The sequence below is a fragment of the Amycolatopsis sp. NPDC004368 genome (genome assembly GCF_053602515.1).
Genome location: NZ_JBSGDT010000037.1, coordinates 15,339 through 30,899, shown reverse-complemented (window position 1 = coordinate 30,899; position 15,561 = coordinate 15,339). Strand labels below are relative to the sequence as shown.

The 15,561-nt window shown below is 70.6% G+C and carries 20 protein-coding genes and 1 pseudogene; 8 read left to right on the top strand and 13 right to left on the bottom strand.

Annotation, left to right across the window (positions count from 1 at the left end; translation table 11 throughout):
- Nucleotides 1-254: 254 nt before the first annotated feature.
- The 5 genes from ACWEOE_RS34755 to gap form a co-directional block, all read right to left on the bottom strand.
- Nucleotides 255-689 carry a hypothetical protein gene (locus ACWEOE_RS34755; RefSeq protein WP_452016839.1) on the bottom strand — a complete coding sequence of 145 codons (435 nt, stop codon included), beginning with the start codon at nucleotides 687-689 and terminating at the stop codon, nucleotides 255-257.
- 74 nt (nucleotides 690-763) lie between these two features.
- Nucleotides 764-925: a hypothetical protein gene (locus ACWEOE_RS34750; protein WP_452016769.1), complete on the bottom strand. Its 162-nt coding sequence runs from the start codon at nucleotides 923-925 to the stop codon at nucleotides 764-766.
- Nucleotides 926-1,131: 206 nt separating this feature from the next.
- Nucleotides 1,132-1,293: a hypothetical protein gene (locus ACWEOE_RS34745; RefSeq protein ID WP_452016767.1), complete on the bottom strand. Its 162-nt coding sequence runs from the start codon at nucleotides 1,291-1,293 to the stop codon at nucleotides 1,132-1,134.
- Nucleotides 1,294-1,485: 192 nt separating this feature from the next.
- Nucleotides 1,486-1,773: a PLD nuclease N-terminal domain-containing protein gene (locus tag ACWEOE_RS34740; RefSeq protein WP_452016765.1), complete on the bottom strand. Its 288-nt coding sequence runs from the start codon at nucleotides 1,771-1,773 to the stop codon at nucleotides 1,486-1,488.
- A gap of 31 nt (nucleotides 1,774-1,804) precedes the next feature.
- Complete coding sequence (gene gap / locus ACWEOE_RS34735; protein ID WP_452016763.1) at nucleotides 1,805-2,818, bottom strand: type I glyceraldehyde-3-phosphate dehydrogenase; 1,014 nt, start codon at nucleotides 2,816-2,818, stop codon at nucleotides 1,805-1,807.
- A gap of 166 nt (nucleotides 2,819-2,984) precedes the next feature.
- Between gap and ACWEOE_RS34730 the strand changes: the two genes are divergently transcribed.
- Nucleotides 2,985-3,272 carry a hypothetical protein gene (locus ACWEOE_RS34730; protein WP_452016761.1) on the top strand — a complete coding sequence of 96 codons (288 nt, stop codon included), beginning with the start codon at nucleotides 2,985-2,987 and terminating at the stop codon, nucleotides 3,270-3,272.
- Nucleotides 3,273-3,350: 78 nt separating this feature from the next.
- Nucleotides 3,351-3,617: a WS/DGAT domain-containing protein gene (locus ACWEOE_RS34725; RefSeq protein ID WP_452016760.1), complete on the top strand. Its 267-nt coding sequence runs from the start codon at nucleotides 3,351-3,353 to the stop codon at nucleotides 3,615-3,617.
- Here the strand turns inward: ACWEOE_RS34725 and ACWEOE_RS34720 are convergent.
- The 6 genes from ACWEOE_RS34720 to ACWEOE_RS34695 all read right to left on the bottom strand — a co-directional run bounded on the left by ACWEOE_RS34720 (nucleotide 3,610) and on the right by ACWEOE_RS34695 (nucleotide 9,203).
- Complete coding sequence (locus ACWEOE_RS34720) at nucleotides 3,610-4,971, bottom strand: wax ester/triacylglycerol synthase family O-acyltransferase (RefSeq protein WP_452016758.1); 1,362 nt, start codon at nucleotides 4,969-4,971, stop codon at nucleotides 3,610-3,612. The genes ACWEOE_RS34725 and ACWEOE_RS34720 overlap by 8 nt on opposite strands.
- A 3-nt stretch (nucleotides 4,972-4,974) precedes the next feature.
- The gene (locus ACWEOE_RS34715) at nucleotides 4,975-5,388 is read right to left on the bottom strand and encodes an AMIN-like domain-containing (lipo)protein (protein ID WP_452016756.1); all 414 of its coding nucleotides are present in this window, start codon (nucleotides 5,386-5,388) and stop codon (nucleotides 4,975-4,977) included.
- 323 nt (nucleotides 5,389-5,711) lie between these two features.
- Nucleotides 5,712-7,271 carry a bifunctional aminoglycoside phosphotransferase/ATP-binding protein gene (locus tag ACWEOE_RS34710; protein WP_452016754.1) on the bottom strand — a complete coding sequence of 520 codons (1,560 nt, stop codon included), beginning with the start codon at nucleotides 7,269-7,271 and terminating at the stop codon, nucleotides 5,712-5,714.
- A 207-nt stretch (nucleotides 7,272-7,478) separates the two neighbouring features.
- Nucleotides 7,479-7,820 carry a hypothetical protein gene (locus ACWEOE_RS34705; protein WP_452016752.1) on the bottom strand — a complete coding sequence of 114 codons (342 nt, stop codon included), beginning with the start codon at nucleotides 7,818-7,820 and terminating at the stop codon, nucleotides 7,479-7,481.
- A 187-nt stretch (nucleotides 7,821-8,007) separates the two neighbouring features.
- Nucleotides 8,008-8,868 carry a universal stress protein gene (locus ACWEOE_RS34700; protein ID WP_452016750.1) on the bottom strand — a complete coding sequence of 287 codons (861 nt, stop codon included), beginning with the start codon at nucleotides 8,866-8,868 and terminating at the stop codon, nucleotides 8,008-8,010.
- A 5-nt stretch (nucleotides 8,869-8,873) separates the two neighbouring features.
- Nucleotides 8,874-9,203: a hypothetical protein gene (locus ACWEOE_RS34695; protein WP_452016748.1), complete on the bottom strand. Its 330-nt coding sequence runs from the start codon at nucleotides 9,201-9,203 to the stop codon at nucleotides 8,874-8,876.
- A gap of 324 nt (nucleotides 9,204-9,527) precedes the next feature.
- On the opposite strand from ACWEOE_RS34695, the pseudogene ACWEOE_RS34690 reads away from it, so the two are divergent.
- Nucleotides 9,528-9,587: pseudogene (locus ACWEOE_RS34690) on the top strand (hypothetical protein); the annotation flags it as partial.
- 289 nt (nucleotides 9,588-9,876) lie between these two features.
- Here the strand turns inward: ACWEOE_RS34690 and ACWEOE_RS34685 are convergent.
- A complete protein-coding gene (locus tag ACWEOE_RS34685) occupies nucleotides 9,877-10,509 on the bottom strand; it encodes a hypothetical protein (protein WP_452016746.1) in 633 nt (210 codons plus the stop codon).
- A gap of 200 nt (nucleotides 10,510-10,709) precedes the next feature.
- Between ACWEOE_RS34685 and ACWEOE_RS34680 the strand changes: the two genes are divergently transcribed.
- The 5 genes from ACWEOE_RS34680 to ACWEOE_RS34660 all read left to right on the top strand — a co-directional run bounded on the left by ACWEOE_RS34680 (nucleotide 10,710) and on the right by ACWEOE_RS34660 (nucleotide 14,088).
- The gene (locus tag ACWEOE_RS34680) at nucleotides 10,710-11,567 is read left to right on the top strand and encodes a universal stress protein (RefSeq protein ID WP_452016744.1); all 858 of its coding nucleotides are present in this window, start codon (nucleotides 10,710-10,712) and stop codon (nucleotides 11,565-11,567) included.
- A 25-nt stretch (nucleotides 11,568-11,592) separates the two neighbouring features.
- Entirely contained in the window at nucleotides 11,593-11,904 is a 312-nt protein-coding gene (locus ACWEOE_RS34675; protein ID WP_452016742.1) for a CBS domain-containing protein, read from the top strand.
- Nucleotides 11,905-11,918: 14 nt separating this feature from the next.
- Nucleotides 11,919-12,473, top strand: coding sequence for a flavodoxin domain-containing protein (locus tag ACWEOE_RS34670; protein ID WP_452016741.1), 555 nt, complete (start codon nucleotides 11,919-11,921; stop codon nucleotides 12,471-12,473).
- Between the two features lie 165 nt (nucleotides 12,474-12,638).
- A complete protein-coding gene (locus ACWEOE_RS34665; protein WP_432845006.1) occupies nucleotides 12,639-12,944 on the top strand; it encodes a hypothetical protein in 306 nt (101 codons plus the stop codon).
- Nucleotides 12,945-13,002: 58 nt separating this feature from the next.
- Nucleotides 13,003-14,088, top strand: coding sequence for an acetate/propionate family kinase (locus ACWEOE_RS34660; protein ID WP_452016739.1), 1,086 nt, complete (start codon nucleotides 13,003-13,005; stop codon nucleotides 14,086-14,088).
- A 936-nt stretch (nucleotides 14,089-15,024) separates the two neighbouring features.
- Here the strand turns inward: ACWEOE_RS34660 and ACWEOE_RS34655 are convergent.
- Complete coding sequence (locus ACWEOE_RS34655; protein ID WP_452016737.1) at nucleotides 15,025-15,504, bottom strand: universal stress protein; 480 nt, start codon at nucleotides 15,502-15,504, stop codon at nucleotides 15,025-15,027.
- Nucleotides 15,505-15,561: the final 57 nt, after the last annotated feature.

Sequence of the window (15,561 nt, the reverse complement as noted above, 5' to 3'; positions counted from 1 at the left end):
CGCCTCGACGGTGCTCAGCGGCGCGTGCTGCCGGCCGAGGACCTCAGCACGTCGCGGAACGACACGACGCCGACGACACGCCCACCCTCCACGGCGTCAACGCCAGCACCGGGGTGCTCATGATGTCGCGTGCGTGCATGGCCGGTCTCCGTTAGTTCTTGTGCCGGATGGCCCCTCCGGCACGAGACCGGGCCGGTGCAGCGAGCGTCGACCGTGCGGAGTGACTACCGGACGAGGGCGCCTGCGCGCGCCGGTCAACTCCGGAGAAGCGCCACCTTCAGCGCGTTGCTGTCCTGTGGGTGGGCGAAGACGTCGTAGGCCTCCTCCATCTCGTCGAGCCCGAACCGGTGGATGACGAACCGGCTCGTGTTCCGGCCGGCCCGCGGCCAGCATCGGGGTGCTGGACGTGTCGACCAGTCCGGTCGTGATGGTGACGTTCTTGATCCACAGCTGCTCCAGGTGCAGCGTGGCCGGGGGGCCGTGCACGCCGATGTTCGCGACGTGCCCGCCCGGCCGCACCAGCCGGGTGTACAGCTCGAACGTCTCCGGCGTCCCACCGCCTCGATCGCGACGGCCGCCCCGAGGCCGCCGCTTGCCTCGGCGACCGCGGCCGTGGCGCCGGCCGGCTGCACGAGACCGTCGGCCCCGAACGACTTCACCGCGTCGAGCCGCGAAGTTTCCCGATCCACCACGACGATCGGGGCAGGCCCGAACAACCGCGCATTGGTGACTGCCGCGAGCCCGATCGGCCCGGCTCCCACGATCACCACGGTGCCGCCGGGTTTGACCGTCCCGTTGCGATACCCACCTCGTACGCCGTCGGCACGATGTCGGCCTGCATCAGCGCAGATTCGTCACTCACCGTGGCGGGCAGCACGTAGGTCGACGTGTCGGCGAACGGGACGCGCACGTACTCGATCGGCACGCCGTCGATGGTGTGGGCCAGGATCCAGCCGCCCCCGCCGAGGAACTGGCCGTAGGCCGCGCTCCGGCGGTACTCGCACCGGCCGCACGCGACCGCGACGGCCAGCCCCGTCGTAGACGAGTGCCTTCATCTTCTCTCCTCGTTTCTGGTGGAAAGGAGCAGGATGGGCGCCCGCCGGTCGACGGTCGCCCATGGAGCACCTGGGTTCAGCACAGCCACCGGTGCTCGCCGACGAAGCCGGCCCAGCGACGGCCGAGCCCCCAGGTGTGGCCGGCCGAAGTTGCCACTAGGACGACGAGGACGAGCGCGTAGATGACGTGGTAGTCGACGATCGGGTTGGCGGAGTGCGTCGCGTCGCCGGTGCTCATCGTCTTCGCGAGCGGCCACGCCGGCGAGCCCGAGCATGAACAGCCAGTCGGTCCACCAGGTGCCGGCCCAGGCGTGGAACATCGGTTCGAACGGCCCGACGTGGTTGTCGGAGTAAGTTTGTGCCGATGCCGCAATGGTTCCCGGGGCCGAAGGTCACCGTCTTGAAGGCCCTTGGGCGAATTCTCGCTCGATCATCCGAAGCGGACCGAGGTCGCTGCTGTCACCCCGCCTGTGTCGGAGTTGGCCGGTCGGTTCTCCCGCGGACCTGCCCGCCCACAGGAGAAGTACAGGATCGGTCCCACGAAGTTGACGGCGATCACGAGCGCCCACAACCACTTCGGGCCACGGACGCGCTCCGCCGGGCGGTGGGCGAGGTCCCACCAGGCCCCGGCGGCCAGCATTACCTGCACGCCGGCTGCGACGATGATCATGGCGCGTTCCGGGCCGTCCAGATCGTGCCATCGCTTGCGTTCTCGCATGACGTTTCCTCTCAGCGGACCCGCTTCGGCGTTACGCCAAGGACCGACCGATCAGCTCCACCAGCTCCACGGTGCGGGTGGCGTATCCCCATTCGTTGTCGTACCAGCCGAACACCTTCGCCAAGTGTGAGTCGGTCTTCGTCAGCTGCGCGTCGAACACGCACGAGGCGGGATCGCCGATGATGTCGCGGGAGACGACCGGTGCCTCGGTGTAGCGCAGGATGCCCTTGAGATCGCGCTCGGCGGCTTCGGCGAACGCGTGATTGACCTGGTCCGCGGTCACCGGCTGCTCGAGTTCGACGGTCAGGTCCGTCAGCGAACCGTCCTCGACCGGAACCCGCACGGCGACTCCGTCGAGCTTGCCGGCCAGCGCCGGCAGCACGAGCCCGATCGCCTTGGCGGCGCCGGTGCTCGTGGGCACGACGTTGACCGCGGCCGACCGGGCACGGCGGGGATCCTTGTGCGGACGGTCCAGCAGCGCCTGGTCGCCGGTGTAGCTGTGGATCGTCGTGAGCAGGCCCCGCCGGATCCCGAAGGCCGAGTGCAGCACCTTCACCATCGGTGCGACACAGTTCGTGGTGCACGAGGCGTTCGAGATCACGTGGTGCTCCGCGGGGTCGTAGTCGTCCTCGTTGACCCCGAGCACGATCGTCACGTCGACGTCCTTGCCGGGCGCGGTGATCACGACCTTCCGCGCGCCCGCGGCCAGGTGCACGCCGGCGTTCTCGCGGGTGCGGAACCTGCCGGTCGACTCGACGACTACGTCGGCGCCGTACTCGTCCCAGGGCAGCCGAGCGGGATCGGCTTCGGCCCCCACCTGGATCAAGTGGTCCCCGACGCGCAGGGCTTCGCCGTCGACGATCTCGACGGCAGTGCGGAGCCTGCCGTAGGTGGAGTCGTGGACGAGCAGGTGCGCCAGCATCTCCGGCGAGGTGATGTCGTTGACCGCTACCACCTCGATCGGGCTGTCCGGTGTTTCCAGCACGCAGCGCAGGATGTCCCGCCCGATCCTGCCGAAGCCGTTGATTCCGAGCCGTACCGTCATCGTCTTCTCCCTGTCGTCGGCGGTTCTGCCCGATCGTGTGCTGCGCGTTCCGTCCGGTCGTAGGGCCCTTCGTCCTCGCGGTTCGGGCAGAACGGAAGATTCGAGCGGCGCGGGACGGCGTTTCATTGCAGGCACGGGTGTCCTCGCAGGCGACGGGAGTGCGGTAGTGGCGTTGCCGGTGCTCGGCGCGACGGTGGTGGCCGGCGTTGCGGGGGCGACGACGGTGTGGCACAGCTCGATCGGCGCCGGAGACCTGCTCGGCCGGTCGACCGCGAACGGGCTGTGCGATGGCGAACCGGGCCTCGGCTGGCTGATCCCGGTCAGCCTCCCGCCGCTCGACGAGGAGCTGCCGGTCGCGCTGGGCAACCACTTCGCGCTCGTGCCGGCGCAGCCCCCACTCGGGCGTCCGACCTTCGCCGAGCGGCTCGCGGAGGTGCACGACCCCATCGCCTGAATCAGGGGCTACGAACCGGTTCCCACCTTCGGGCCCCCGTACGCCGTGGCGCGGAGCCCGGCGCCGCTTGGCTTGGCGATGAGCCGGTGCTTCGCCGGGAAGGCCGTCGGGGTGCTGACGAACGTGCCCGGCCCGGCTGAGCCGATGACGCCGGCCGGCACGGACGTCGAGGGGATCGTCGGCTGGGCGCCGTGCAGCGGCCGCCAGGCGATCACCATGCGCGTCTTCACCTACGCCGGACAAGTGCGGTTCGGTTCGGCACGGACCGCGAGCCGATCCCGACCCGGAGGCATTGGTCGGCGCGTTGGGCGCGGAGTTCGCCGCGGCCGGCCGGTGATCAGGTGACGGTGGCGCGCAAGGCCGTGACGTCTCTGCTGATCGCGTCGGCCAGCGCCCGGGTGTCCGGGACGGTGGCGGCGTCGGAGGTGACCCCGAACGTGACGCTCCCGGCGTAGCTGAACATCGCCACTCCGGTTCGAATCCGCAGTGCGATGGGGACGTAGGGGTAGATCTCGACGATCCGGCGCTCGAGGACGGACAACGGCTCCTCCGGACCTCGCACGTTCGTCGTCACGGTCACGATGTTGCGCTGCGGCAGGTGCGCGGCGGCCCGGACTGCCCAGGCGATCGGTGCGAATGGTTCGTGAGCGGCGGTGGCGGTCACCCAGGTGCCCGCGTCCGCTTCTTTGCCGGCCTTGAGCGCGGTGAGGCGTCGGTGCACCCGGACGAGCCGCTGCACCGGATCGGGCAGGTCGACCGGCAAGAGGGGCAGCAGAAGGGAAACCTCGTTCTCGAGGGAGTAATCCGTCCGCACCGACACCGGGACCAGTGATCGCACGCTGCCGGCGGACGGGGTTTCGCCGCGCTGCAACAGTATCTCGCGGAACCCGCCGGTGACCGCGGTCAGCAGGACGTCGTTCACCGTGACGTCGAACGCGTCGGCCACGGCCTTGACGTCCGCCAGGGGAACCGACGCCGTGGCGTACCGGCGATCGTGTCCGAGCGGTCCGCTCAACGGAGCAGGCGACGCGGGCAGGAGTGCCGACGTCATCGCGGCCAGCCCGCGTGCCGCGTCGGTCACGCGGCTCGCGACCTGGGTCGGGTGCAGAAGGCTTTTCGCCACCAGGCAGGTCTGGTCCCATGGGTAGCGCAGCATCGTGCCGACCGCGTCCAGCAGGAGGTTCGCCGCGCCGGGATCCGGTGCCTGTCGACGACGCGGCGATCCGGTCGGGGTCTCGCCGAAGAGGACGGTGAGCAGCCGAGCAGCTGCTTGTCCATCGGCCAGTGCGTGGTGGACCTTGGCCAGGATCGCCCAGCGCCCCTCGGGCAGTCCTTCGACGACCTGGAACTCCCACAGCGGCCGGTCTCGATCGAGGCGTTCACCCATCAACCGGGCGACCAGGTCGCAGAGCGTCGCTTTGTCGTGCGGCGCGGGCAGCGCCACCCGGCTGAAGTGCCGCACGGCGTCGAACTCCGGGTCGTCCACCCAGATCGGCGGCCCGAGGTCGAAGGGGACCGTGCGGATCCTCTGGCGGAACCGCGGGACCGTGTCCAGCCGTGCGAGCACCGCCGAGACGAATTCGTCCTGGCTCGGCGCGGGTCCTTCGACGATCGAGAGCGAGGCGATGGCGAGCGACGAGCGGCGATCCTCGTCCTCGATTTCGAGGAAGGCCGCGTCGAGGGGGCTCAGCCGGTCCACGGCTCAGTGCCCGATGTCCAGCACCACGTGGCGGATCCGGTCCTGCGACCCGACCTGCGTGAAAACGCGGAACGGCAGGGTCGCGCGGACCCCCACGGCGAACGTGCTCACACCCTCGAACGAGCCCGCGAAGCGCACGGCTCGCAGTGCCGGCCAGCCGGGCGTTGTCACCAACTCGTCTCCGGTGTTGGCGAGCATCCGGCCGGAGTCGTCGGTGCCGAGTGCCGGAGCGCGCACGACGACCTCCAGGGCAGCGCCGCCGGGAACCGGCAGCGGGTCGCCCTTCGGATCGGAGGTGACGACCGGGACGTAGCTAACGGCGAACCCGGCCTCGGCCATGCCGTTGAGGTCGAACACGACCCGGTCGAAACAGTCGTGGCGACCGGTCCGCACGAGGTACAGCGCGTCCCGGCTCATCGAGGGGGAGCTTCGCGCGTTCGTGCTCCACCCTGACGTGGTCACCGCGCAGGACAGCTTACCTGGGACGGGCGCACTGGTGCTCGGCGAGACCGTGGGCGTGCTTGCCGTGGGAGGGGGCGCGCCGCTCGTGGCCGGCGCCGCGCCCCGGTCGTTCCCGCAGGCGACGAGGGCCAGCGTGCAGGCGAGCGCTGCGACGATAGTCTGAACCTTTGCGGTCGGCTTCGGTGTGCGGAGACACTTCGGGTGGTTCCGTTCGTGCGGCATGTCCCGGCCCCTTCGCGGAGTGGCGGTGGGCGTTGCGTCCCGTCCGCGGCTCTTGGTCACTGTGCTGCTCCGTGCGCGGGCTCGCTCCCGAGACTGAACCTCCCACCGTCGGCCGTGTCGAGGGAAGGCTCGGAGTGCCTGGTGCCAGGAGACTTTCGGGGTTCGCGCGAGAGCAGTGCCAGCGCCTTGCCGAGTGATTCGGCCGGGGTGCCGGTCGTCGGCAGCGGTTGTGCTTCGGGCCAGGGGTCGGCGGCCGCGGTCATCCGGCGTGCGATGTCCGGCGTGGCATCGGACAGGGTGTTCAACCGGTCGGCTATCCGTTGTGCGACAACCTCTTCCGGTGCACTGCAGCACACGGCGGCCAATTCCGCGCCTGATCGCTCGGCCGCCGCGGTGGCAAGCCGGCGGTGCCGGGCGGCGTTCCAGGAGGCGTCCAGCACGACGGTCTCGCCGAGGGCGAGCAGTTCGCCGGCGCGGCGAACGAGCTCCGCGTAGGTCGCGTCGGTGTGTTTGTCGTCGTACAGGCCTTGCCGGTAACCCTCGGCGGCTCGGTGCGTCGGTGTGAGACCGGCGATTTCCTTGCGCAGTCGGTCGGACTGGAGCAGCACGGCACCCAACCGGTCGGCCAGTCCGCCGGCGACCGTCGACTTTCCGGTGCCGGGTTCCCCGCCGACGAGGATCAGCCGCACCCGGCCCAGCCGGAGGTGGCGCAATGTGATGGCGGCGTACTCACGCGCCGGCGCGCCGGCTTCGGGATCGCCCTGTGCGTGCCGCAGGCAGGCGACTTTCACCCGGACGAACGCGCGGTAGGCGAGGTAGTGGTGCAGCAGCGCCGGGGGAGCGGGATCGCCGGTGAACTCCCGGTAGGCGGCCACCAGCCGCTCGCCGAGTTCGGGGGCGCCGAGCCGCTCGAGGTCCATCGCGAGGAAGGCGACGTCGTCCAGCACGTCCACGTGGCGGAGGTGGTCGTCGAACTCCAGGCAGTCCAGGACCCGTGGTCCGTCATCGAGGCAGAAGATGTCGTCGGCGAGCAGGTCCCCGTGACCGTCGACCACGTGCCCCTCGGCGATCCGGCGGTCGAACAGCGCCTCTCGCCCGGCGAGGAACTCCTCGGCCAGCGCTTCGATCTCCAGGGCCGAGGTGGGATCGAGCACGTCGCCGTGGAAGGAACGGACCTGCTCGAAACTGTCCCGCCACCGGTTCCGGACCGCATCCCGGGTCTCGTCGGCGTTGATCTGCTGGCCGCGTTCCGCGCGCGCGTGGAACGCGGCCAGCTGCCGAGTGAGCCCTCGGATCTCCGCGTGCAGGACAGCACCCTGGCGGACCAAAGTGGACATCCTCCGCGACTCAGGCATCCGCCGCATGACGACCAGGTGGTCGCACACCCTTCCATCGGGCCCGGTGACGTCGGCGACGCCGAGGTAGACGTCCGGCGACAGCCGGCGGTTCAGGGCCACCTCCCGATGGCACATCCGCTGCCGGGTCTCGCGCGCGGAGAAGTCGAGGAAGCCCAGATCGACCGGCTTCTTGAGCTTGTAGACGAGGTCGCCGGCGAGGAAGACGACGCCGATGTGGGTTTCGTGGACGCCGGCCCAGGAAGCAGCGGAAGGGATCATGCCCCCAGAGTCGGCGCCCGCGGTCGGGGAGCCAAGGGCGTTATGTCACCGGCTCCGCGAAGGAAGTCCTCGCGGCAGGACGAACGTTACCGCAGGCGAGCGCACCGGCACCCGCTCCGCCATCGGCGCGGCGAGCACCGTGGTTGTCCCCGGAGGGGAAGGAACACACGGGGCCTTCGCTCTGCGTTGGCGGTTGACGCCGATGATCTACTGTGGACAATTGAGGAGTTCGGGTGATCCTCGCTTCGAGGGGCTTTTCGCGCGCTTCTCCGCGTCGGTTTGGCGGCGGATCAGGACGGTCACTGAGGCCCCGGCAACCAGCACGCCCACGCCGGAGAGCCACCACCAGCCGGGTCGGACGCGATCGCCCAGCAGAAGCACGGCCAGCGCGCCGGGGAACACGACGCCGGTCATTGTGGTGACCGCGCTCGGCGCTGTCGGCGTGCCGTGCCGCAGAGCGGTGGCGTAAGTCGTGACGCCGAGCACGGTGAAGGTCAGGCCGAGCACCACGTCGAAAGTGCTGCCCGGTGTTTGCAGCACGAGCGGCAATGCGAGCCTCCGTAGGACAACCACGCGATGACGGCTCGGGGGACGGAACTGTCGTGCGTTCGTGTGATGGCCGCGATGGAGATGCACCGCCCACGATGCTGCCGAACGTCGCCGGGGCGGAGGACCTTCGCCTTCTCCGAGCCGGATCCGGAGCGCCGACCGGCCGGCTTTCCGCAGAGAAGGCGGGTCAACGGGGCGCCGAGTCCGTGCGCACGATCAGGACCGGGCACGCCGCATGGTTGAGGAGCGCCTGAGCGGTGGAGCCGAGCAGCAGCCGGGGGAAACCCTCTCGGCCGCGGTCACCGATCACGACGAGCTGGGCGTGCCTGCTCTTGGCCAGGAGCTCGTGCCGCGGCCGGTGAGCCACCACGACCCGGTCCACGGACACACTGGGGTGCCGGCGCGCCGGGGCGGCAAGGTGGTCCTCGAGCGCCGGTCCTGCGTCCGGGTCTTCGCCGCGCGCTGGCTCGTCGAAGGTTGCGCGGACGGCGACGAGGGGCACTCCGAGCGTGTCTGCTTCGGCGAAAGCGGCCTCGGCGACCGCGGCCGCTGCGGGGCCGCCGTCGATCCCGGCGAGTACCGGCCGCGCGGGACCGGGTTCGTCCCACTCGGTACCGCGGACGATCGCGACGGGACACGGTGCATGGGCGGCGAGTGCGGCGGAGACGGAGCCGACGAGAAGCCCCGTGAATCGTCCGTGGCGAGCGCCGACGACCACCCAGGACGCCGACCCCGCCAGGTCGAGGAGCGCTGGTGCGGCGCGGTCGTGGTCGATCCGTTCCCGCACTTCGAGGGCTCCGGCGGCATTCGCCAGCTCATGTGCCACCCGGAGATGGTGGCGGCCACGCTGCCGCAGAGCTGCTGTCACTTCTTCCGGTGGCGGAATCTCCGCTGCCATCAGGTCGGTCAACGCGGTCGCGTGGGCCAGTTCGAGCGGCAACCGGTGGCGGACGGCGGCGCGAGCTGCCCAACGGACCGCGTCAAGCGCTTCGGCGGAGCCATCGACCCCGGCGATGATCGGCATCGGGTCGCGGGCCGGCCGGCTCATCGCACTCACCTCGACATCCGTGCTCGGCGGCGCTGCGCGTACGCGGGGCCACGGAACACCGTGGCGCCCACGATGATTCCCAGAACGAAGCCGAAGTCGTACATGTGCCCGCTGTTGTAGACCGCATACACGCCGACGTGATCGTTGAACAGGGAGATCAGGAACGTGATGGGGCAGATGAAGCCTTGCCAGAGCCCGAGCCAGAAACCCGGCCGGGAAACGGTTTCCGCGAAGGGGTTCGCGCCGGCCGCGCAGGAGTTCAGGACCAGCGTCAGGAGCAGGAGGAGGCCGGCTGCTGCGGCCCGGCGGCGAGCCGGTCGGGGATGGGTGGCCATCCGGTCACACTGCCCGGCGAACGGGTGTGTCCGGCAGAGCCGAACGTCCTCCCGGTCTGGGACTTGCGCGAGTGCGCACGGACCGGCCTGCGCTCGCGGTGATCCTGCAGGCTTGCGGCAGCACCGCGGAAAGCCGTGCGGTCCGGTCCGGCGCCGACGGGAAGCGCGGGCGCGGAAATTGCGGACAAGCGCACGAACTCCCGAATACCGCCTGTCGCGTACGAGCATGAGCTCCTCAACCGCCGGTGTCGTGCGGATCGCCGCCCTGCGGGAGCCGGCCGACCAGCAGAGCACGCGTGGTACTTCCGGCGCTGAGCCGAGCAAATGCCGGCGGCGGGGGAGATCATGCTGTCCGACGGCGCCTGGTACAGCCGGGCCGGCGTCGAACAGGTCCTCGGGTCCTGCAACCCCGAACACCACCGGCGATCCTCCGACAGTGCCCGGTCTTCGAACGACTGCTTCTTCACCCGAGCGTGCCGTGCTACGAGGCACCTCGCCAGCGGTGACCCTGACGCCGAGACCGGAGCCCACCGGCTACTCGGGCACGGACCGGCGGCTCCACACGAGCGTGCCGGACCACGACGCCGGTTGCACGCCGACCGAGGCGAACCGGGGAAGGCGAACCCGCTGAACAGCGGGCGGTCTCCCACCGCGGGGCAGGAGGCCGCCCTGGTCACCCGTCGTCGGTGCGCCGGTACGAGCCCAGTGCCTGCTCCCGCGCCACGGCGGCGATCGTCCGCAGCAGCGCCGTGTGCATCGCGCCCGCGACGGGGTACGCGAAGCGCCAGTACCGGCGGAACTTCACCCAGCTCGGCGGGTCGGACAGCTGCACGCGGGTGTCGATCGTCAGCAGGCTCCGGTGCGCGCCATACGGCCGGACGCTGAAGGTGACGGCGAGCTTGCCGTAACCCGGCTCGGCGAACGAGGCGAACTCGGCGGGTTCGACGCGCCGCCAGGTGATGACCGGACGCCAGAACTTCCCCGCGACGCCGAGAGCGAACTCGCTGCCCGGGTGTTCGCCGAGCAGCGCCCAATCGGACCCCGCGTCGAGGTCGTCGATCGTGAGCCGGGTCGGGCGCCGAGGCGGGCCGTGCCTGCGGTCGCGCCAGCGCTCGGGCAGTTCGCGGACCCAGCCGGCGGCCGAGATCAGCCCATTGTGGATGTCGGTGAGGTCCAGGTCGCGAGCTGCGGTATACGTTTCCTTGACCGGCGCGTCCACGAGGAGATGGCGCACGAGCGTGAAGTGGGGGTGGGGAATGAGCCGGTCGCCCAGCAAGTCGGCACCCGGCTGGTCCTGTTCCGTCATGGTTCCTCCTGCGGCTGGTGGGAGAGGTTTCCAGGATCGGCTGGTACTTCCCGCAGAGACCAGGATCGAGTGACCTCGCGCTGCCCGATTTCGTCATCGGCGGAGGGGACTTCGTGCCCTGTCGGGGATTCGGCCGGGAGAGCCACCGTTGGCTGCAAATGGCGTTGGCGACGTCGCGGTGCGGCGAAAGGAGGTTCATGATGCCCGGGACCGGAGTCGACAACGCCATTGTCGTAGGCATCGACGCTTCCGAGCCTTCGCTCGCGGCGGTCCGATGGGCGGCGGACGAGGCAGTGCGACGGGGGAGCGTCCTCAGAGTCGTCCACGCCGCGGTGTTCGACGAAGCGGACCTGGCACCTCGCGAGAGAGCGCACGGCGATGAATCTGCGCTCCTGCTCGAGCCCGCTCACCGCTGGCTCCAGCGCGCCGAAGCCGTCGCTCGTCAGGCCGCACCAGGGGTTCGCGTCGAATCGCCAGTCTGCCTCGGGCTCGCGGTCGAGCTGCTGATCGAGCTGTCGGAGGACGTACCGCTCGTAGTACTGGGCTCGCACGGCCTGGGCGGCCTTCGCGGCGCGGACATCGGCTCCGTCGCGCTACGCGTGGCCGCTTCCGCGCGCTGCACAGTGGTCGTCGTCCGCGGGCCCCCGCGGAACACCGGCCCCGTGGTGGTCGGCGTCGGCCCTGAGACCGAGGACGAGCGGGTGCTGGCCTTCGCCCTCGAAACCGCGGCCGGGCGTGGTGTGCCGCTGCTTGCTGTTCGCGTCCGGCGTGACGTCCTGTGGTGCGACGAGCTCGTGCAGAAGGAACCGGACGTCGAAGCGGAGCGCGCGTTGGCAAGCCGGCTCTCGGGATGGATCGAGAAGTACCCGTCAGTGGCCACGCGGGCTTTGCTCGTGCGGGATCGGTCGACGGGCCACGCGTTGCTGGACGCGGCGCCCGATGCGCAGCTGATCGTCGTGGGCACGCGCGGCAGAGGGCCCGTCTCGGGAGGCTTGCTCGGCTCCACCGGCAACCGTCTGCTCGCGCACGCGCCCTGCCCCGTCGCCGTGGCGCGGTGACCGGGCCGTCCAGCGGAGGTGTGCCGTGCCGGCACGGGAGATCATGCCCAGTGCGGTGGTGCGGGTCGATCCCGCGACCCCGGTTCGCGAGGGGATCGCGTTGCTCACCGAGCGCAGTGTGGCGGCATCGCCGGTCGTGGACTCGGAGAACCAGGTGATCGGGTTCACGGACCATTCGGGTTGTCGCGACCGCTGGACGATCTCCGTCACCGCGGGTCTGGTGACGGTCACCGGGGCCTCGCGGACGAGGCCGAGCGACGGGTCGTGGCCGCGCTCGCACGGACCCGTCCACGGCGTCGTCGACGTCGACTTCCGCACGAGGGGCGCGGGAACGTGAGGGTCCTCCTAGCGGTGGCGACCCGGCACGGGGCCACCAGGGAGATCGCCGAACAGGTCGCCCTCGCGATGACGTCCGCGCTGAACGAGGCGGATGTCAGGGCGGACGTCGACGTGCTCGACGTCGCGCATGTCACCGCGGTGACCGGGTACGACGTGGTGGTGCTCGGCAGCGCCGTCTACATCGGACACTGGCTGGAGGCCGCGCGCCACCTCGCGCGCGAACACCGCGACGAGTGGCGCCGCGTGCCCGTGTGGTTGTTCTCCAGCCGGCCTGTCGGAGAACTCGTCCGGCCTGGGGAGGGACCGGTCGACGTCACCGACGTGCCGGCCGCCACCGGCGCCCACGCTCACCGCCTCTCCGACGGGAAGATCGACCGGGCTGCGTTGCACTGCCCCGAGCGCGCCTTCGTCACCGCGCTGCGCGTGCCCGACGGCGACAACCGCGACTGGCCGATGATCAAGGCCTGGGGTCGTGAAAACGCGGCCGAGCTGATCGCGCTGCCGTCTGGGCTGCTGGTCGTGCTCATCAGCCTCGCGTGGTTCGGGCGCAGGGCACCGGCCTCGTGACCACGACCGCGAACTCCCGGCACGTCCACGGGGCCGCCGATCCGCCACGCAGGATGTGGCCGGTTCTGCCGGAATCCCCGATGCCGGGGCGCCCGGGCGGGTCTTTCGCCTGCTTGAGGGTCGTCGCCTGGTTGGGAGACTGGGTGTCCCAGACCAGCGGCCCGCGTGGTGCACGACGGCCCCGGCGAAGACAGGCACGGCTGTGAGCGCAGCTCGGTCCGGCTGCGCGGCCTTCTGCGCGCGACCACGATGATCACGAGCGACCTCGCCTTGCCGAGTCTGCGCACGCGCATCGTCGAGGCGGCTCGCGAGCTGGTGGGGGCGCACCACGCAGCACTGGGTGTGATCGGCCCGGACGGGCAGCTGGCCGAGTTCGTGCACGTGGGCATGGCCGCGCAGATGTGCCACGGCGTTGACCATCGCGGCGGTGACCTTCGTCCTCGGTGTTCGGGCAATCCGGCAGCGTCCTGACGGACCGCGGCCGCGATGGAGTGGAGACGACACCGGCCCGCCCCCCGAGGAGACGATCGTGCGAGTCCTGACGTTGAACCCCGGCTCGTCGAGCCTGAAAGCCGCGATGGTCCACGACGACGTGGCGGTGGGGTGGGCGGCCTGGCCGACGACCGACCCCAAGGACGTCCTGGACGCGGTCCACCGGTGGCCGGAGGCCGACGCGGTGGCGGTGCGGTTCGTTCACGGAGGAGCGCAAAAAGCTCCGGCTGTGGTCACCGGGGATCTGGTGGCCGACCTCGAACGGCTCGTTCCGCTGGCACCGACACACCAGCCGCTGTCGCTGTCGGTGGTCCGCGAAGTGCAGGCTCGGCTCCCTGGTGTTCCGATCGTCGCGTGTTTCGACACCGCGTTCCACCACGGGCTGCCGGAAGCCGCGGCGCACTACCCCCTCCCGCGCGAGTGGACCCGCCAGAACCGCTTGCGTCGTTACGGGTTCCACGGTCTTTCCTGCCGGTACGCCGCGCGCAGGACGGCAGAACTGCTGCAGCGCCCCGTAACCGATCTGCAGCTGGTGTGTGCGCACGTAGGCGCCGGAGTGTCGGTCACCGCCATCCGCGACGGTTCCAGCGTGGACACCTCGATGGGCTACACGCCGCTCGAAGGTCCGGCGATGGCAACCCGCTCCGGGTCTGTCGACCCGGGGTTGCTCCTGCACGTGATGAAGACCGCGCCGATGGACCCGGACGAGATGGCCGACGCGCTCTACCACCGCTCGGGACTTTCCGGCATGAGCGGGACGACCGGGGACATGGGCGTGGTGCTCACGGCGGCGGCGGCCGGGAGCGCAGACGCCGAACTCGCGGTGGCTGTGTACCGCCACCGGCTCCGCCGGGAGATCGGCGCGGCGGCCATGAGCTTGGACCGGCTGGACGCCCTGGTGTTCACCGGCGGAGTGGCCGAATACCAGCCGGAGCTCGTGGCCGATGTCGCGGCCGGCCTCAGCGTCCTCGGGCTGCGCCTCGGTCCTCTCGAAAGCCCGGACGCGGACCGGGTGATCAGCACACCCGACTCCGCGGCGGCCGTTGTCGTGGTACGCACCCGCGAAGAACTCGAGCTCGCCCGCGGCGCCGAGGCCGTCCTCGCGCAACCCGCGGTTCGGTGACCGCGGGGACGTCGGGTTGGTCGAAGCGCAGCACGCCCGCGCGGTTACGGCGCCCTCACCTGCGAAAACTCCGCCCGCGCAGTGCTCGTCGACGCGCTCTCCCGGCTGCACGGCCGCCGCTTCGTCGCAGAGACTCGGGAGCAGGAGCTCGCGATAGCCGTGACCGGTTCCCTCCGAGAAGACCGCCGGCTCACCGCCGCACTCGCCCATTGCGGCGCAGCGCTGTGCACGGCCGCGGTCGTTCTCCGGGCGCTGGGCTTCGCACCGGCCGCGGCTTTTCCGCACGACGCGGAACACCCCCGAACGTCCGACGGCGCGAGACTGCGATCGCTACACCGCACTCCGGTCGGACCGCGAGCGCACTAGCAGAACCTGCGCCGCGGCCCCGCGTCCGGACGCTCTTGCCACGGCGATCTCCTGGCCGCACACGATCGTCCTGCCCGGCCAACCGGAGGGGAACCTGGTGCCGGAGGGCTCGGCGCCGAGCCCTCCGCGGCGCCGACCTCGTCGGTGGTCACCGAAGGCACAGCCCCTGACGGCATCGCCCTCGCCGGCGCCGCCGCTCAGGACGTTCGGGTCGAAGCGACGGCATCGGGCATCGACGTGTCGCCGGCGATCGTCCGCGTGGGGGCTCATCGCCCTCGAAATGGCTGACGGTAGAGATCGATTCGGTAAAAATCGTCACGTTCCGGTCCTCGCGGCGACCTCGCAGTAATGGGGGCACGCCTCGGGAGAACCCGGGAGCCGGCGGCGTGCGGCGTGATCATCGCCGATGAGCCCGGCGGCGATGCCGCGGAGCAGAAGGTTTGGCTCGCGGGAACACTGCCCGTTGGAACTCGCCCGCCCCGCGTACACAACGGGGAGTGACTTACGACTTGCCTTGCGAACGCTGGGATTACTTCGCGGGCGACGGGCTGCCGGCGCACTAACCGACCGTCATGAACTCGGCTCGGGAAGCAGCCGGTGGGCGGCTTCCGGCGTGATGACCACGACAGGGCAACGCGCATTGCGTACACATTCCCGCGATACGCTGCCCATCAGAAAGTCCGTCGCGCGCCCCGAGCCGTGGGAGCCGACGACGAGCAGGTCGGCGTCAGCGGACGAGGCGACGAGCACGTTGGCAGCATCGCCCTCCGGAGTGGTGACGGTGATTTCGGGCGCCGCTGGGAACTCGGCGCGGATCCGGGCGATGTGGGCGTGCGGGGAGTACATCCCTTCAGGCTGCCGGCCGTGGGGCTGGAATGCGTACGAGGTCCCGGGAAGCAGGGTGCGCGCAGGACGCGCCATCACCGCGTGGACAGTGTCAGCAGGCAGCGCGATGTACTTCAGCGTCCAGCGCAGGGCGGCGTCCCCGTGGTGCGAGCCGTCGACACCGACGACGATCAGGCGGCTAGGGGCCACTTTCGCGGAGTCCATCAGATTCCTCTTTCTCCGGGGGCGACGTGATCGTGCGCCGAGACAGCACGAGCCGGA

Excerpts from the sequence above, each read along its gene's own strand:
- ACWEOE_RS34745 (WP_452016767.1), bottom strand. The coding sequence starts at position 1,293 with ATGAGCACCGGCGACGCGACGCACTCCGCCAACCCGATCGTCGACTAC.
- ACWEOE_RS34740 (WP_452016765.1), bottom strand. The coding sequence starts at position 1,773 with ATGCGAGAACGCAAGCGATGGCACGATCTGGACGGCCCGGAACGCGCC.
- gap (WP_452016763.1), bottom strand. The coding sequence starts at position 2,818 with ATGACGGTACGGCTCGGAATCAACGGCTTCGGCAGGATCGGGCGGGAC.
- ACWEOE_RS34725 (WP_452016760.1), top strand. The coding sequence starts at position 3,351 with ATGAGCCGGTGCTTCGCCGGGAAGGCCGTCGGGGTGCTGACGAACGTG.
- ACWEOE_RS34715 (WP_452016756.1), bottom strand. The coding sequence starts at position 5,388 with ATGAGCCGGGACGCGCTGTACCTCGTGCGGACCGGTCGCCACGACTGT.
- ACWEOE_RS34710 (WP_452016754.1), bottom strand. The coding sequence starts at position 7,271 with ATGATCCCTTCCGCTGCTTCCTGGGCCGGCGTCCACGAAACCCACATC.
- ACWEOE_RS34700 (WP_452016750.1), bottom strand. The coding sequence starts at position 8,868 with ATGAGCCGGCCGGCCCGCGACCCGATGCCGATCATCGCCGGGGTCGAT.
- ACWEOE_RS34695 (WP_452016748.1), bottom strand. The coding sequence starts at position 9,203 with ATGGCCACCCATCCCCGACCGGCTCGCCGCCGGGCCGCAGCAGCCGGC.
- ACWEOE_RS34685 (WP_452016746.1), bottom strand. The coding sequence starts at position 10,509 with ATGACGGAACAGGACCAGCCGGGTGCCGACTTGCTGGGCGACCGGCTC.
- ACWEOE_RS34680 (WP_452016744.1), top strand. The coding sequence starts at position 10,710 with ATGCCCGGGACCGGAGTCGACAACGCCATTGTCGTAGGCATCGACGCT.
- ACWEOE_RS34655 (WP_452016737.1), bottom strand. The coding sequence starts at position 15,504 with ATGGACTCCGCGAAAGTGGCCCCTAGCCGCCTGATCGTCGTCGGTGTC.